Here is an 18,000-nt window from a genome sequence, read left to right on the forward strand (position 1 = left end):
AACTTAAGCTTTTGAACGCTCGTGACGCTTACGATCGTTTTCCGTTAAGTGTTTCTTACGTAAACGAATCGACACCGGCGTAACTTCCACCAGCTCATCGTCATCAATGAACTCTAGCGCTTGCTCAAGGGTAAAGCGAATTGGTGGTACTAACGCGATGGTTTCATCTTTACCAGAGGCACGCATGTTATCCAGTTTTTTACCCTTAGTTGGGTTAATCACTAGATCGCTATCGCGGCTATGGATACCGGCCAACTGGCCTTCATAGATTTCATCGCCTGGCGATAAGAATAGCTTACCGCGGCTCTGCAAGGTTTCCAGCGAGTAGCTCAGCGCTTTACCGGTTGCCATAGACACCAGCACACCGTTTTGACGGGCAGTCACTTCAGAGGAACGAATCGCGCCGTAGTGGCTGAAGGTACTGGTTAAAATACCGGTACCTGAAGTGAGGGTCATAAACTGGTTACGGAAACCAATTAAACCACGTGCAGGAATAACGTAATCTAAACGTACACGGCCTTTACCGTCTGGCACCATGTCTTTCAGATCACCTTTACGCAGTCCCATTTGCTCCATAATGGTGCCCTGGTGCTGCTCTTCGATATCAATGATAACGTTTTCGTAAGGCTCTTGCTTTTCGCCATCTACTTCTTTGATCACCACTTCAGGGCGAGAAATAGCCAACTCAAAGCCTTCACGGCGCATGGTTTCAATTAAGACTGATAAGTGCAGCTCACCACGGCCTGACACTTTAAATTTATCAGGATCTGAACCTTGTTCTACACGTAACGCTACGTTGTGCAGCAACTCTTTTTCTAGACGCTCTTTAATGTTGCGGCTAGTAACAAACTTACCTTCTTTACCGGCAAATGGTGAATCATTCACTTGGAAGGTCATGCTCACTGTTGGCTCGTCTACGGTCAGTGCTGGCAGTGCTTCAACGTGCTGCTGATCGCATAGGGTGTCAGAAATAAACAGTGGCTCAAAACCGCTGATGCAAACGATGTCACCGGCGTGTGCCTCTTCCACTTCAACTCGCTGCAAACCATGGTGTCCCATGATTTTTAAAATACGACCATTACGACGCTTACCATTGGCATCAATCGAGGTCACTGGGCTGTTAGCGTGAATGCTACCGCGGTTAATACGGCCTACACCGATAACACCTAAGAAGTTGCTGTAGTCCAAGGCAGAAATTTGCATCTGGAATGGGCCATCAACGTCAACCTTAGGCGGCTCTACATACTTAACAATGGCTTCAAATAACGGATCTAAGTTATCGGCCATTTCTTCTGGATCAAGTCCTGCAATACCATTTAACGCACTGGCGTACACAATGGGGAAATCCAACTGCTCGTCGGTCGCACCCAGGTTATCAAACAGGTCAAAAATTTGATCAACTACCCAGTCTGGACGCGCGCCCGGACGGTCGATTTTGTTAACAACTACGATTGGGTTCAAGCCAGCTTGGAAGGCTTTTTGCGTCACAAAACGGGTTTGTGGCATTGGGCCATCAATGGAGTCAACCACCAGTAGCACACAGTCAACCATGCTCATTACCCGCTCAACTTCACCACCGAAGTCAGCGTGGCCTGGGGTATCGACGATATTAATCCGGTAATCATTCCAGTTAATCGCAGTGTTTTTCGCCAAAATGGTAATGCCGCGCTCTTTTTCTTGATCGTTAGAGTCCATGACTCGGTCAGAGTCTAGTTCTTTACGATCCAAGGTGCCGGAGGCACGTAATAGGGCATCAACCAAGGTCGTTTTACCATGGTCAACGTGGGCAATAATGGCAATGTTGCGTAATTTATCAATCACAAGTTTTATCTCTAATAGAAAAGCAAAAAATTGGTTAACACTCGTTAAACACTCAGGCAGCAGTCAGGCGGTCGTAACTGATACATCAGTATCAGGCTACATCCAGCACACAGCCATACTAAGAAATACATGGAGCTTACTGCTGACCAGGGAGCGGACGATAAACCCGCACGTTGTCATAACCTTCATGCAATAAGTGATGAGTATGTAGCCGGCTCATCACACCCTTTTCGCAATACAGTAAGTATTGACGATTGGAATCTAATTCTTTGAAGCGATTATTCACTGCATAAAATGGCAACTCAATCACTTCGATACCACTCACCGTTAAAGGCTTATCTTCTACCTCATCGGGATGGCGAATATCGACTACTACCTGTCCGGCTAAAGCCTGAGCCACTTCTTCTACCTGAACATCTTCACCTAGCTGCTCTAGCACTTGATCGATAGTAATTCGAGTCGCGCGTTCTACCGCACGCTCAAGAATCGCCATATCAAAAAACGACTCTTGTTTTTCTACCCGCGGCAACTTAGCGCGGGTGGTTGGGTTAACCGAAATCACCCCGCAGTATTCCGGCATGTTTTTTGCAAAATCTTCGGTACCAATCTCACGGGCGGTATTAATAATATCTTGTTTATGGCTAGCAATCAGTGGACGTAGCACTAACTTATCAGTGGCGCGATCAATCACAGCCAAGTTTTTTAAGGTTTGGCTTGAGACCTGTGAGACCGCCTCGCCGGTGACCAATACTTCTAAGTCTAACGAGTCGGCCACCTGACTGGCCGCACGCAGCATCATACGCTTTAGAATGACGCCCATCTGGCTGTCATCGACTTTATCTAGAATCTCTGCCACAACCTCTTCAAAGGGCACACTGACAAACAACACACGGTGTGAGCGGCCAAATTTTTGCCATAAATAATGACTGACTTCCATCACCCCTAACTCATGGGCACGGCCACCTAAGTTAAAGAAGCAAAAGTGACTCAGCATACCTCGACGCATCATCCGATAAGCCGCCACGGTTGAGTCAAATCCGCCAGACATCAGGACTAAGTTTTGCTCTAGGGCACCTAATGGATAGCCGCCAATTCCTTGCTGACGTGGGTGCTCCACCAGTAAGCGGTCAAAGCGCACTTCAATGCGCACCTCAACTTCAGGTTTACCTAAGATAATACCAGCGGCCTGACATTGTTGACGTAATTGGCTACCCACATATTTTTCAACATCCATCGAGGTAAACTCATGTTTACCCACACGCTTACAACGCACAGCAAAGTATTTGCCTGGCAGAATATTGGCGTAATAGTCGTAGCAGTGCGCCACAATGCTGTCTAAATCACCTAGCGGATAGTCTTCAACACGATAAAAATGCTGAATACCTGGCATATTGCGCAGGCGCTCAAACATTTCTTGGACCGCATCAAAATCTTCAACTGCAGTGGTCACCTCCACGTTATCCCATTCGCCCTTTAAGCTAATATCTGGCGCCAGATCTTTTAAGATCGTACGGATATTTTTACTCAGCTGGCGAATAAATTGACGACGCACGGGGCGACTTTTAATGGTGATTTCCGCAAAGGGCTTAACAATCAGTTTCATGGAGGTCGATGTGTTCTGAAGCGCTAGAGACTAGCTAAAAATGGGGTGCGAAGTATAACAGCTGTTCTGCTGCTTTACCTAAAGCTCAAATCAGAGAGGCCTAAGCCTCTCTGCTCATCGGAAGTGAAAACCTTAGCAGCTGTAATACAGCTCATACTCCAGTGGGTGAACAAAGGTGCGAACCCGTAACTCTTCAGCTTTTTTCACTTCAATAAAGGCGTCAATAAATTCATTACTAAATACGCCACCACGTAATAAGAAGTCACGATCCGCATCCAGTGCTTCCAACGCTTCTTTTAAGCTACCGCATACTTGAGGAATCTGTTTTGACTCTTCTGGCGGTAAGTCATACAGGTTTTTATCTGCTGCATCGCCTGGGTGAATACGGTTTTGAATACCATCTAAACCGGCCATCAATAGTGCTGCAAAGGCTAAGTACGGGTTGGCTGCAGGGTCCGGGAAGCGAGCTTCAATACGCCGTGCCTTAGGACTAGTAACGTACGGAATACGAATGGATGCTGAACGGTTACGGGCTGAATAAGCCAGCATCACAGGTGCTTCAAACCCTGGCACTAAGCGCTTATAGGAGTTAGTGGATGGGTTAGTTAAAGCATTTAACGCCTTACCATGCTTAATGATGCCGCCCACAAAATACAACGCGTTATCTGATAAACCGGCATAGCCTTCACCAGAGAAGGTGTTTTTACCCTCTAAAGCAATCGACATATGCACGTGCATCCCAGAGCCATTATCACCGTATAAGGGTTTAGGCATAAAAGTGGCGGTACGACCATAGGCATCGGCAACGTTTTTCACTACGTATTTAAGCGCCTGCACTTCGTCGGCCTTAGCAACTAGGGTGTTAAATTTCACCCCAATTTCGTTCTGCCCCGCAGTGGCCACCTCGTGGTGATGGACTTCTACCAGCTGGCCCATTTCTTCTAGGGCATTACACATGGCCGCACGAATTTCGTGGTCATGATCATTCGGTGGCGTTGGCATATAGCCGCCTTTTAGTCCCACCCGGTGACCACGGTTACCGCCTTCAATGTCGGCATCACTGTTCCAACAAGCCTGCTTGGAATAAATTTTAAACATAGAGCCTGAAGTGTCTGACTTAAACTTCACTTGATCAAAAATAAAAAACTCAGGCTCTGGCCCAACAAACACTTGATCGCCAATTCCAGTCGACTTTAAGTATTCTTCGGCGCGGCGGGCAATCGCTCGAGGGTCACGGTCATAGCCTTGCATAGTGGACGGCTCAATCACGTCACAGACTAAAATCAGAGTCGGCTCTTGGGTAAAGGGATCCATGACCGCAGAACTATCATCGGGTAACAAAATCATGTCTGAAGCTTCAATGCCTTTCCAACCGGCTAAGGAAGAGCCATCAAACATTTTTCCCTCTTCAAAGAAATCCTCGTCGGCATCACGAGCGGGCATCGTTACGTGATGCTGTTGGCCACGAATGTCGGTAAACCGTAAATCGATCCACTTCGCATTGTGTTCCTTTATGAGTTCGAGGGACTTTGACATCATTTTCTCCAGGAGGGGTGCAAGACAGTTACAAGATTAAACCCACATTATGGCGGATAGTTTAACCCTGCGACTAAAACAAGGGGGCTATTTTCGCGCGTATCGGCGTTGGTTGCTAGTACCTAAGTGAGCAAACCACAGATTAAATGCAGTTATTGCGTTACAAAAGTACCCTTTTCCGCGTAGAACACTTACCGCCCTGACAGAAATTGCTAAACTGAGCTGCACTTAACTGGGTTCATTCGAGTCCAAGACGCTATCATTCGAGCAAAGAAAAGGAGCAACCTATGCGTTTACTTATGGCGGGCATCCTACTGTTATCGGGACTGACACAGGCCGCTGAAATTTATCGCTATACCGATGAGCAAGGCAATACGGTCTTTACTGATCAGCCCAACCCTGCGCGGAAAGCACAAAGTGTAGAACTGAGCGCGCCCAATCAAATAGCGCCACCCATGCAATCGTTAGACAATTCTGCTCTCGCAACGCCGCCCCAATCGACTCAGGCGACCTATCAGTTAGGCTTTACTAATTTGCCAGAGGGCAATGCTTTTCGCGCTAATGATGGCAGTCTTACCCTGCAAGCGAGCCTCACACCGGGGCTGCTTTATAGCCATAAGCTGCAATTACTGATTGATGGCCAACCATTCGGCAGTCCAAGTCAGTCAACGTCCTTTCATTTACATAATCTAGATCGCGGTGCGCACTCGTTGATCTTACAGGTGGTGCAAGGTGAGCAGGTCATTGCCTCAAGCCCAGTTACTACTATTTATGTGCTGCGCGCCCATCAGTAACGGGTGAGATATTAATTATGTTTAATTTGTTACGCACTGCACTACTCAGCAGCCTTGCCCTCAGCGGGCTAACGAGCACGGCTGTGAGTTACGCCGAAGTTTATCGCTACACTGATGCCGAGGGGCACACAGTGTTTACCAATACCCCAGCACCAGATACCACTGCCGAGCGGATCACTCTTTCGCCCACTAACAGCACGGTAATGCCACTACCTGTACGTAAATTATCGCCACCTGGCATGCATCAAGCGCAACAGCACCCAGACGATTTAATCCGCTACACTGAGCTAGGAATTTTATCACCCAGTGCCGATGAAACCTTACGCGCCAATGATCGCCGCTTAGCCGTGACGGTCAACAGCCAACCATCACTGGCTGACAGTCACAGTTATCAACTGTATTTAGATGGACAAAGCGTTGGGCAACCACAAACCAGTCCTGCATTTTATCTCACCGAAGTTGACCGTGGCAGCCACAACTTAAAAGTTGCTGTGGTTAATGCTCAGGGTAAGACTTTGCAAACCTCAGCCACCAGTCGTTTTCACTTGCGACAAACCACTTTGCAAGACCGAAAGCGTATGCAACCCTGCACGCTTGAGGATTATGGTGTGCGCTTAGAATGTCCCTTGAGCGAAAAACATAAACCCGAAGCCAAGCCGTTTTATAAGAAAATCCCCGGCATCGGGAAATTATTTTAAGCAAAAAAATGGCCTTGTCGGTTACTACCCACAAGGCCAAGTAACGTACGCCAGCTCGACTTAGTGTTCAGGCGCCGTAGTTACTTCACGCATGGGGGTACCCCGTACTGCTGCTCCTTGTGCTTTGTAGTAGCTTGCGGTACTGGGCGCCAATGGCTCTCTTCCACGAATTTTGTCGGCAATTTTCTCTGCCATCATGATGGTCGTGGCATTGAGGTTACCGGTAATAATTAACGGCATCAGGGAAGCATCCACTACCCGTAGATTCTCTACGCCATGGACACGACCTTCACCATCAACTACAGCTATTTCATCAGTTCCCATTTTACAGGTACCACAGGGATGATAAGCCGTTTCGGCCCGCTCACGGACAAAGGCATCTAGCTCTGCATCGGTTTGCACCTGCTTACCGGGACTGATCTCGCGGCCGCGATACTCATCCAGCGCCGGCTGGGCAATAATTTCCCGGGTAATTCGAATCGCATCGCGAAACTCTTGCCAGTCTTGCTCGCTTGACATGTAATTAAACAGCAGGCTCGGATGGGCATGAGGATCGGTTGAGGTAATCTTAATCCGTCCCCGACTTGGTGAGCGCATTGAGCCAACGTGGGCCTGAAAGCCATGCTCGTTTACGGCATTACTGCCATTGTAGTTAATCGCAACGGGCAAGAAATGATACTGAATATTCGGCCAAGCAAACTCTGCGCTAGAGCGAATAAAACCACCGGCTTCAAACTGATTACTCGCACCAATCCCAGTGCCATTAAACAACCACTCAGCACCGATTTGCGGCTGGTTATACCATTTCAGGGCAGGGTATAAAGACACAGGCTTTTTGCACTCATACTGCAGATACATTTCTAGGTGATCTTGCAAGTTTTGCCCAACGCCAGGTAACGCATGCACCAGCGGGATATTAAACTGCTTTAACAGTTCTGGATCGGCCACTCCCGAGCGCTGTAAAATTTGCGGCGAGGCAATCGCGCCCGAACAAATTAGCACTTCTTTACGCGCTGTTACTTGCTCTGGCACGGTATTTTTACCTTTTAGGTACTGCACGCCAATGGCTTTTTTGCCAGAAAACAGCACTTTATCAGTCACTGCGTGGGTAATAATCGTCAGATTAGCGCGCTGTTTGGCAGTATCTAAATAACCACGCGCGGTACTGGCTCGACGCCCTTTAGGCGTCACCGTACGATCCATTGGCCCAAAGCCTTCTTGCTGATAACCATTAAGGTCATCGGTGCGCGGATAGCCAGCCTGTACACCCGCTTCAATCATGGCGTGAAACAGCTCATTGTTGCCTGCTTTAGGGGTAGTCACACTGACTGGACCTGAATCACCATGATAATCATTAGCACCAATATCACGGGTTTCAGCCTTACGGAAATACGGCAAACAGTCGGCGTAACTCCAGTCTTCTAAGCCTGGCAATTCCGCCCAGCCATCGAAATCCATGGCATTACCGCGGATATAGCACATGCCATTAATCAGTGACGAGCCGCCGAGCCCCTTACCACGCCCACACTCCATACGGCGATTATTCATATAAGGCTCAGGATCGGTTTGATAAGCCCAGTTATAAAGCCGCCCCTGTAAGGGATAAGCTAAGGCTGCGGGCATTTGTGTACGAAAATCAAAACGATAGTCGGGACCGCCAGCCTCTAATAACAACACACTGACCTCAGGATCTTCGGTTAAGCGCGTAGCTAATACGTTACCGGCTGAGCCAGCCCCGACAATAATATAGTCAAATTCAGACACTAGGTTCTCCTTCATTCTTTAATTTGGTCGCGACGTTACTGCTCATCGTGGCTACGTTAAAAAACTGAACTAAATTCCCCTAGCTCAACTTCAATTGATTTGGTTTGGGTATAGTTTTGCAAGGTGACCACCCCATTCTCACGGCCAACCCCTGAGTGCTTATAGCCCCCCACCGGCATTTCTGCAGGTGATTCACCCCAAGTATTAATCCAGCAAATACCGGCTTGCATCTGATGAATAATGCGGTGTGCGGTGTTTAAGTCTGGAGTGACTACCCCAGCAGCCAATCCGTAAATTGAACTGTTGGCACGCTCGACTACTTCCGCTTCAGTGGCGTAACTTAAAATGCTCATCACTGGGCCAAAAATTTCTTCTTGGACGATCTGCATGTGATCTTGGCAGTCAGTAAATACCGTGGGCATCACATAGGCGCCAGCGGCACAAGCGCCCTCGGTATAACGGCCACCACCGGCTAACACCCGCGCACCCTCGACCTTGCCCTGCTCGATATAGCGCAGCACATTGTCCATATGCGGGAAGCTGACCATCGGACCAAAATTGGTTTGTGGATCTAACGGATCACCTACTTTAATCCGTGCTACTCGAGTTAAAATTTCTTGCTCAAAGCGCTCTTTTAACACATCTGGAACAAAGACCCGCGTACCATTGGTACAAACCTGACCGGAGCTATAAAAGTTAGCCATCATGGCAATATCTGCTGCCCGTGCTAAATCAGCATCCGGACAAATAATTAAGACTGATTTACCGCCTAACTCCATGGTCACTTCTTTTAAGCTTGAAGCTGAGGCGTTGGCCATGACTTTTTTACCGGTAGGCACACCGCCAGTAAACGAAATTTTAGCAATACGTGGGTGCTCAGATAGCCATTGACCCACTTCACCTTTACCCGATACCACGTTAAATACACCATTCGGTAAACCCGCTTCGGTGTAAACTTCTGCCAGTTTGAGCACACTTAAGGGAGTCATTTCGCTGGCTTTGAAAATCATCGCATTGCCTGCGGCTAGCGCTGGCGCAGATTTCCACAGGGCAATTTGAATTGGATAGTTCCAGGCGCCAATACCCGCCACTACACCCAAGGGCTCACGGCGCGTATAGACAAAGGCCGTGTCACGCAGGGGAATTTGCTGCCCCTCTAAACCAGGAATAAGTCCTGCGTAATACTCCAGCACATCCGCACCCGTTACGATATCAACGCTTTCGGTTTCGCTATAGGCCTTACCTGTATCTAAAGTTTCTAAATGCGCTAATTCCGCATTACGCTCACGCAATAAATCAACGGCTTTACGCAACACCCGCGAGCGCTCCATGGCGGTATAACTGGCCCAAATTTTCTGACCACGTTCTGCCGCTGCCACTGCGCGCTCAATATCTTGTTGCGTGGCAATTTGTACCTCAGCTAATACTTCACCGGTGGCGGGGTTAATGCTCGAAAAACACGCATCACCACTGGCATCCACATAGCGCCCATCAATATATAACTTACAAGGTTCTTTATATAGCATGTGTTACTCCACATTATAAACTGCTATTAAGGAAGCCCATTTAATTCAGTTGATTGCACTGATCACAGCGCTAACTAGCACGCCTAATCAAAAACCAAAAAACAGATATAAGCACTTGATTTACAAGAATTAAATTTACGCAAATCAATATAAAAGTGACTTTAAAGTCATTGCTAAACAGCTTCTTTATGCTTGGCTTCACTGATTATTCATTTATAAAAATACCCTTTCAGCCTAACATTACCTTTAATAAAAATTCAAAAAAAATTGATTATTTTTTTCTCGGCTGATAGGGTTTATCGCTTTTTTAAACATTAAAAACACTATAAGAAATTAATATCCCTTATTATTTAAAGGGATTATTTATCAACAGCGGTGATTAATAGCACGCGTTAATTGGCCCTGTAAAAAGCAACTTTATTCTATCCTTAAGAGGTTTATTATGAGCGTACGTGGCGAGAGTTTAACGCCTCCACGCGATCAGCTAAATCATGTGGTGTTCTTCATTTCCGCAGGCCTGATTTTGCTGTTCTCCATTCTCACTATCTTGTTCAATGAACAAGCCAACGCCGTCATTGGCAGTGCCCTCAACTGGGTCTCCAGTACATTTGGCTGGTACTACCTGCTGGCTGCCACGCTCTACATCGTGTTCGTGATTTTGATCGCCTGCTCCCGCTATGGCGATATCAAGCTTGGCCCTAAACACTCAAAGCCGGAGTTTAGTTTGCTTAGCTGGTCGGCCATGTTATTTGCCGCTGGGATTGGGATTGACTTGATGTTTTTCTCGGTCGCTGAGCCAGTCACTCAATACATGCTGCCCCCCGAAGGCGCAGGTCAAACCACGGAAGCCGCACGCCAAGCAGTGGTCTGGACTTTGTTTCACTATGGCCTCACCGGTTGGTCTATGTACGCCTTAATCGGGGTGGCCTTGGGCTACTTTAGCTATCGCTATAATCTGCCACTGACTATTCGCTCTGCGCTTTACCCCATCTTTGGTAATCGTATTAATGGTCCCATCGGTCACACCGTAGATATTGCGGCAGTGCTGGGCACTATTTTTGGAATTGCCACGACACTGGGAATTGGTGTCGTGCAGTTAAATTATGGTTTAACTGTGCTGTTTGGCGTGCCAGAAGGATTAGCGGTGCAAATTGGACTGATTTTACTTTCAGTAATTATTGCTACCATTTCCGTCACCTCTGGTGTCAATAAAGGCATTAAAGTGCTCTCAGAGCTTAACGTCTATCTGGCAATGGGGCTGATTCTATTTATTTTATTGGCCGGCAATACCGAGTTTCTACTTAACGCTTTAGTGCTGAACATTGGCGACTACATTAATCGTTTCACCGGCATGACCCTTAACAGCTTCGCCTTTGACCGCCCCGACGAGTGGATGAATAGTTGGACGCTCTTTTTCTGGGCATGGTGGGTTGCATGGTCACCTTTTGTCGGTTTATTTTTAGCCCGTATCTCACGTGGTCGAACCATTCGCCAGTTTGTGGTTGGCACGCTGATTATTCCGTTTATCTTCACCCTGATCTGGTTGTCGATTTTTGGCAATAGCGTGCTCAATGAAATCATTGGTAATGGCAACCTCGCCTTAGCCGAAGAAGTCATTAACTATCCGGCGCGGGGTTTCTACCGTTTACTTGAGCAATACCCAGGCTTTATGTTTACCGCTTCAATCGCCACCATTACGGGGCTATTGTTTTACGTTACCTCAGCAGACTCAGGCTCGTTAGTGCTAGGTAATTTCACCTATAAACTGCAAGACATTAATAGCGATGCACCGAACTGGATTCGAATCTTCTGGTCGGTCGCCATTGGTTTGCTAACCTTAGCCATGTTAATGGCTAATGGCGTCAGCGCTTTACAAAGCACCACGGTGATTATGGGGCTACCCTTTAGCTTTGTTATTTTCTTTGTCATGGCTGGGCTGTTTAAATCACTGCGGCTCGAGGACTTCCGGCACTCCAGTAACACCCTGAGTGCAGCACCGGTGGCTGGTAATGCCGATGCCCTCAACTGGAAGCAACGGATCCGCCGTGTGACTCACTACCCTGGGGTCAAGTACACCTTAAATATGTTGGAAACCGTGTGTAAACCGGCCATGCGTGAAGTGGCAACCGAGCTTGAACAGCGGGGTGCTAAGGTCCATATCGAAACGCTCCCTCTAGAAGATGAGCCTACGCTATACCATCTTGCCTTAAGCATTGACTTACAAGATGAGCAGCACTTTATTTATCAAATCTGGCCCGAGCGCTATAGTTCGCCGTCCTTTAGTTACCGGGCCAAGCGCGGCAAAGATCATTACTACCGCCTAGAAACGCACTTACTTGAAGGCAGCCAAGGCAATGATTTGATGGGCTATAAGAAAGAACAGGTGATTAACGATATCCTAGACCGCTACGAGCGCCACCTGACCTTCTTGCATTTAAATCGTGAAGCGCCGGGTAATACCCTTAGCTTTCCAACTCCGGAATAATTCCGGACCAAAAAAAAGGGATAAGCGCGACTTATCCCTTTTTTACGGCTGAACAATGCACTCATGTTTTAGAGTTTGTCGCCTTCCACCAAGTAGATCACTAAACGGGCAATGTTACGCGCGTGATCACCAATGCGTTCTAGCGAGCGCAGCGCCCAAATCACGTTTAACACCCGCGAAATTGAGCGTGGATCTTCCATCATGTAAGTAATCAGCTCACGCAGCGCAGTTTTGTACTCGCGGTCTACGGTTTTATCATAAGCCACTACCTCCCGAGCTTGGGCACTATCAAAACGAGCAAAAGCATCTAAGGCTTCTTGCACCATTTTGCGCACCTGATCACCAATATGCCGCACTTCCACGTAGCCCTTGGGTGACTCGCCCTCTTCGGTCAGTTGAATCGCGCGCTTAGCAATTTTGCTAGCCTCATCACCAATCCGCTCTAGATCAATCACCGCTTTTGAAATACTGATAATTAAGCGCAAATCTGATGCCGCTGGCTGGCGGCGCGCCAAAATACGCACACACTCTTCATCGATGGTGGTTTCCATGCGGTTGGTATGTTTATCCGCCTCACGCACCAATTGAGCTAATGCCGTATCCGCTTCAATCAGCGCCGTGACCGCTTCGTTAACTTGCTTTTCCACCAGCCCGCCCATGCCTAAAAAGCGGCTGCGCAGCTCATCCATTTCCGCGGTAAATTGCTGGGAAATATGCTGACCTAAGGTTTCTTTTTGCATCATATGCTCCAAATCTATTCTTGGTTAAAACAATCGATCAGCCGCTACTAGCCATAGCGTCCAGTAATATAGTCTTCGGTTTGTTTTTGCGCCGGATTGGTAAACAGTGTGTCGGTATCGCCATACTCAATCAATTTACCCATATACATAAAGGCGGTGTAATCCGACACCCGCGCCGCCTGCTGCATATTGTGGGTCACCATGACGATGGTAAAGCTGTCTTTGAGCTCATAAATCAGCTCTTCTACTTTTAAGGTAGAAATCGGGTCAAGGGCTGAGCACGGCTCATCTAACAACAAAATTTCCGGGCGTACTGCTACGGTGCGGGCAATAATTAAACGCTGCTGCTGACCACCGGATAAGCCTAAGGCTGAATCATGTAAACGATCTTTTACCTCATCCCAGAGAGCAGCACTTTTCAGTGCCCACTCGACGGTTTCATCCAGCACCCGCTTTTTATTAATCCCTTGAATCCGCAAGCCATACACCACGTTTTCATAGATGCTTTTAGGAAACGGATTGGGCTTTTGGAACACCATTCCCACCCGACGACGCAGCTCAGCAACGTCTTCCCCCTTAGCGTAAATGTTTTTTCCATCTAATAAGATCTCACCTTCTACTCGGCAGCCGTCAACAAGATCATTCATCCGATTAAAGGTACGCAATAAGGTTGATTTACCGCAGCCACTGGGGCCAATAAACGCGGTGACGCGATTTTTCGGAATGTTCATCTGTACATTGTGCAGCGCTTGTTTTTCGCCGTAGTACAAATTTAAGCCTGGGACCTCAAGCGCCACTGCTTCATCGGCTAAATTTAAGGCTTGACGGGCACGACCAAGGGCTTCTAGATCTATGCCTAAGGCGTGGTTTGTTTCAGTGTGCATACTTGACTCCAATTTCTTAAACATGGCTGACTAATAGGATGGCTCAAGCCTTCACTTAGTTATCCAACGCCTTATATTTTTCGCGTAAGTGGTTACGAATCCACACCGCACTAAAGTTTAAACTGATAATGACCAGCACCAGCAGTAAAGCCGTGGCATACACCAGCGGACGCGCTGCCTCAACGTTCGGGCTTTGGAAACCTACGTCATAAATATGAAAGCCGAGGTGCATAATCTTCTGATCTAGATGCAAGTACGGGTAGTTGCCATTCAACGGCAGCGCTGGTGCTAACTTCACCACACCCACCAGCATCAAGGGCGCGACCTCACCGGCAGCGCGGGCTACGGCTAAAATTAAGCCGGTCATCATCGCAGGGCTTGCCATTGGCAAAACCACCTTCCATAAGGTTTCTGCCTTAGTGGCTCCCAGTGCTAACGAGCCTTCACGCAGTGAGCGGGGAATCCGCGTCAACCCCTCTTCGGTCGCGACAATCACTACTGGCAAGGTTAAGATGGCGAGGGTTAATGAGGCCCAGAGCAAGCCTGGTGTGCCGAAAGTCGGCGCTGGCGCCGCCTCTGGGAAAAATAACCGATCCAGTGAACCACCTAACACATAGACAAAAAAGCCTAAACCAAATACGCCATACACAATCGATGGCACACCCGCTAAGTTATTCACCGCAATTCGAATGACGCGGGTTAACGCTCCTTGCTTGGCGTACTCGCGCAGATAAACCGCGGCAATCACGCCAAGCGGCGTTACCATAATCGCCATAATTAAGGTCATCAGCACCGTACCAAAAATCGCTGGGAAGATTCCGCCCTCGGTATTGGCCTCACGTGGCTCATCGCTCACAAATTCCCATAATTTGGCAAAGTAAAAGCCAAGTTTATCCAGCAAGCTCATGGCATTGGGCTGATAAGCACGCACCACCTTGGCTAGATTAATTTCCGTTTCACGGCCATCGGCAGTCACCGCAACCAGGCTGTACTGACTTAAGGCTTGATTGACCTCGGCCAATTGCTGCTCTAACTCAGCATAGCGGGCATTGAGCTCAGCGCGCTCAGCCTCAATATCCGCTTGCGCCGTTGCGTTTAAGCGATCATTTAACTCTAATTTACGCGTCTTTAAGCGCAGGCGTTCTAACCCATGGTTGATTCGTCCAATTTCGCCTTTTTGAATCGCCATCAGCGTTTGATATAGCTCACTACTACGCTCAATCTGCTGCTGTAACTGGCTCCAAGCCGCATCACCGGTGGCAATTTCTTGACCATTTTCTTTTAACTGGGTGAGATAACCATAAAAGTTACCCCATTCACGGCGCTCAACCACCATCAGGTTTTTAGGTTGCTCTTGTTGCTCCAACCATTCACCTACTACCCAGCTAAAGTCCGCCCCGTACAGATCACGGTTACCCACTTTTAACAACTCGCGGGTCATAAACTCGCCACCTTCAACGTCAACCGGCAACCCAGAGCTGACTAAACGTGCACGCGGTACTTCTTCAATCTGTACCGGCTCACCAGCCACAATCTTTGCTGGCTGCCCTGGAATCACGTACTGCGCCTGAATCACGTTTGAAGGCCAAAAGTGAGCTAAACCTTTGCTGGCAATCACGCCTAATAGACCCAAGGTCATAATCACAGCAATAGCTACAGCGCCAGCATTTAACCAAATCCAAGGGGCACCGCTTTTAAACCAACTACTAAAATTTTGCTTTTTCACGTTCTTAACCCTTAGAGAGACGCATACTTGCTGCGTAAACGGCTACGAATCAATTCCGCTACGGTGTTCATCACAAAGGTGAACATCAGCAACACCATGGCTGCGAGGAACAACACTCGATAATGGCTACTGCCTACCTCAGACTCTGGCATTTCAACAGCAACGTTGGCAGCTAAGGTGCGTAAGCCTTCAAAAATATTCACTTCCATAATCGGCGTGTTACCGGTGGCCATTAACACAATCATGGTTTCGCCCACCGCACGCCCCATCCCAATCATCAGTGCAGAGAAAATGCCGGGACTGGCGGTTAAAATCACCACTCGAGTTAAGGTCTGCCAAGGCGTTGCCCCTAGGGCTAGCGAACCAAAGGTGAGGCTGCGCGGCACGCTAAATACCGCATCTTCGGCAATTGAGTAAATATTGGGAATCACTGCAAACCCCATGGCCAAGCCCACCACTAATGCGTTGCGCTGATCAAAAGGAATCCCTAAATCATTACTCAACCACAGGCGCATATCGCCGCCAAAGAACCAGTTTTCTAAATAACCACTGATACCAAGGGAAAATAAACCCACTGCAATCACTACCGGAATCAGCAGCGCAGCTTCCCAACCGTCAGGAATCGCCAAACGTACTTTTTCTGGTAAACGGCTCCAGGCCCAAGCAGCCAATAAAATACCGAACGGCATTAATAGCAGTAAGCTAAAAATTCCCGGCAGATGGCTTTCTAAAAAAGGTGCTAAGAATAAGCCAGCAAAGAAGCCCAAAATAACAGTCGGCAGTGCTTCCATTAACTCAATCACTGGCTTGATCCGACTACGCAGCGCCGGGGCCATAAAGTAGCCGGTGTAAATGGCAGCACAAATGGCTAAAGGGGCGGCCAGCAGCATGGCATAAAAAGCCGCTTTTAAGGTACCAAAGGCCAGTGGCGCCAGACTAAGCTTAGGCTCAAAGTCGCTATTGGCGGAGGTGGACTGCCACACATAATCAGGCTCTGCGTAACTTTCGTACCACACCTTGCCCCAGAGCGCGCTCCAAGAGATTTCTGGGTGCGGGTTATCTAAGCGCCAGTTCTGTAACTGCCCTTGCTGCTCGACCAGTACTAAGTTAGCCCGCGGCGCTAAGCTAGCTAAGGCTGCACCTTCGGCCACCGACTGTTTTAGCAAGGTGCGGTGCGCCGTGCTGTGATAGACGCCCAAGGTACCGGCTGCATCCAACGCTAAGAAACCTTTGCGCCGCTCTTCAGGCAGAATTTGGGTAATCGCACTGTCGCCTTGCTGAAAGTCGCGAATCCGCTGCAAGCTCGACAAGCCATCTTCGCCACGCACCATAAACCACTGGCTAATGCCACCTTTTGAGTCGCCTACCAATAAGGAAATACCACCTAGCAAGAAGCTACTGACAGTAATCTGGGTATCGGCTTGATTGGCCATTTTGTAGCGGCCATTTAATGTATTACGGCGCAAATCAAACACATCTAACGTCGAGTTACCGCTAAACACATACAACCACTGGTGGCGTGGATCAATTAGCAGCTGCTTAATGGACGCATCCATGGTCGGAATTGTTAGTACCTCATCGGCTAAGGTCACCTCACCGGTCATGATATTTTCATCGCGGGTGATTTTTAAAGCATGTACCGCAGCGCCCACTGAACCCACCAGCACTAAACCGTTACTACTGGCACTGATCCCGACTTTATCTAAGGTAGTATCAGCTAAGGTTAGCGCTTGCTCACCATAGGGATAATCAATGCTTGGCTGAATGGTTTTAACGTTATTTGGATACGACACCTTATAGTTATGCTCGACCACCAACACCTGGCCATTGCTTAAACCCAAAGCCAACGTTCGGCTGCCTGGCTGATCTTGAGCAATAGCTGTTACTTCTGCATCTGCAGGCAATGCTAAGTTAATGCTCTCTAGGAGTTGTCCGGTTTGCGCGTTAAAAAACTGTGCCTGTCCTTGCTGGTTCAAGCGCAGCCCTACTTGGTTCTGCTCTTCTATCGCTAAATATAAGCCTTGGCTATCTTGGCTCCAGGTGATCGCCTGCGGTTGCTCGTGCTGCAACTCAGCGCCCTGAAACATAGGCAAAATCACGCTGCCCAAATAGAAAAAAATCAGGGTAATCGCCGCTAAAATGGCCAAGCCACCAACCGTAACATACCAGCGAGTCAGGTGGTCTTTCAGTTTTCGCATGCGCCGATGACGCTTCAGCGCCGGCGTGTCGAAATCAATATGATGAGTGGAGGTTTCTGTGTTCATAGCCGTTCAACCAGATGAAGGAAGCTTTATCCTGCACGAGTTATATGACAATAAAATGACACTGCCATAACAGTGCAAACAAACTGTCATAATCCCCTAAAGCGGGCCAAATAATGCAAGCAAAAAAATAGCCCCGCATCTTAGCGGGGCTATTGTGAG

Annotated in this window: 12 protein-coding genes; 3 read left to right on the plus strand and 9 right to left on the minus strand. The window is 48.2% G+C overall.

The genetic code is table 11. The annotated features are described in order from the left end of the window. Nucleotides 1-3 precede the first annotated feature (3 nt). The 3 genes from typA to glnA all read right to left on the minus strand — a co-directional run bounded on the left by typA (nucleotide 4) and on the right by glnA (nucleotide 4,963). Nucleotides 4-1,821, minus strand: a complete 1,818-nt coding sequence (gene typA / locus AC2T15_RS10290) for a translational GTPase TypA (RefSeq protein WP_053100520.1) — start codon at nucleotides 1,819-1,821, stop codon at nucleotides 4-6. A 136-nt stretch (nucleotides 1,822-1,957) separates the two neighbouring features. Next, nucleotides 1,958-3,424, minus strand: coding sequence for a tRNA uracil 4-sulfurtransferase ThiI (gene thiI, locus AC2T15_RS10295; RefSeq protein WP_053102908.1), 1,467 nt, complete (start codon nucleotides 3,422-3,424; stop codon nucleotides 1,958-1,960). 132 nt (nucleotides 3,425-3,556) lie between these two features. Then, entirely contained in the window at nucleotides 3,557-4,963 is a 1,407-nt protein-coding gene (gene glnA, locus AC2T15_RS10300) for a type I glutamate--ammonia ligase (RefSeq protein WP_486778227.1), read from the minus strand. A gap of 284 nt (nucleotides 4,964-5,247) precedes the next feature. Between glnA and AC2T15_RS10305 the strand changes: the two genes are divergently transcribed. Both AC2T15_RS10305 and AC2T15_RS10310 read left to right on the plus strand, forming a co-directional pair. Then, nucleotides 5,248-5,754, plus strand: a complete 507-nt coding sequence (locus AC2T15_RS10305) for a DUF4124 domain-containing protein (protein WP_486778228.1) — start codon at nucleotides 5,248-5,250, stop codon at nucleotides 5,752-5,754. 17 nt (nucleotides 5,755-5,771) lie between these two features. Further along, nucleotides 5,772-6,452, plus strand: coding sequence for a DUF4124 domain-containing protein (locus tag AC2T15_RS10310; protein WP_486778229.1), 681 nt, complete (start codon nucleotides 5,772-5,774; stop codon nucleotides 6,450-6,452). Nucleotides 6,453-6,512: 60 nt separating this feature from the next. Here the strand turns inward: AC2T15_RS10310 and betA are convergent, their stop codons facing one another. Together betA and betB are read right to left on the minus strand one after the other, a co-directional pair. Further along, nucleotides 6,513-8,231, minus strand: coding sequence for a choline dehydrogenase (gene betA, locus AC2T15_RS10315; RefSeq protein ID WP_486778230.1), 1,719 nt, complete (start codon nucleotides 8,229-8,231; stop codon nucleotides 6,513-6,515). Nucleotides 8,232-8,272: 41 nt separating this feature from the next. Then, nucleotides 8,273-9,742 carry a betaine-aldehyde dehydrogenase gene (gene betB, locus AC2T15_RS10320; RefSeq protein ID WP_486778231.1) on the minus strand — a complete coding sequence of 490 codons (1,470 nt, stop codon included), beginning with the start codon at nucleotides 9,740-9,742 and terminating at the stop codon, nucleotides 8,273-8,275. Nucleotides 9,743-10,184: 442 nt separating this feature from the next. On the opposite strand from betB, the gene AC2T15_RS10325 reads away from it, so the two are divergent. Beyond that, nucleotides 10,185-12,227, plus strand: a complete 2,043-nt coding sequence (locus AC2T15_RS10325; protein ID WP_053102913.1) for a choline transporter — start codon at nucleotides 10,185-10,187, stop codon at nucleotides 12,225-12,227. Between the two features lie 68 nt (nucleotides 12,228-12,295). Here the strand turns inward: AC2T15_RS10325 and phoU are convergent, their stop codons facing one another. From phoU to AC2T15_RS10345, 4 genes are read right to left on the minus strand one after another with little or no spacing between them, the layout of a single operon-like run. Beyond that, on the minus strand, nucleotides 12,296-12,970 hold the full coding sequence (phoU, locus tag AC2T15_RS10330) for a phosphate signaling complex protein PhoU (RefSeq protein WP_053100528.1): 675 nt from the start codon (nucleotides 12,968-12,970) through the stop codon (nucleotides 12,296-12,298). Nucleotides 12,971-13,014: 44 nt separating this feature from the next. After that, nucleotides 13,015-13,851, minus strand: coding sequence for a phosphate ABC transporter ATP-binding protein PstB (gene pstB / locus AC2T15_RS10335; RefSeq protein WP_053100529.1), 837 nt, complete (start codon nucleotides 13,849-13,851; stop codon nucleotides 13,015-13,017). Nucleotides 13,852-13,906: 55 nt separating this feature from the next. Further along, a complete protein-coding gene (pstA, locus tag AC2T15_RS10340) occupies nucleotides 13,907-15,577 on the minus strand; it encodes a phosphate ABC transporter permease PstA (protein WP_486778232.1) in 1,671 nt (556 codons plus the stop codon). An 11-nt stretch (nucleotides 15,578-15,588) separates the two neighbouring features. Next, entirely contained in the window at nucleotides 15,589-17,841 is a 2,253-nt protein-coding gene (locus AC2T15_RS10345; protein WP_486778233.1) for an ABC transporter permease subunit, read from the minus strand. Nucleotides 17,842-18,000 lie beyond the last annotated feature (159 nt).

The organism is Thiopseudomonas sp. SA1F2-1K (genome assembly GCF_057443035.1).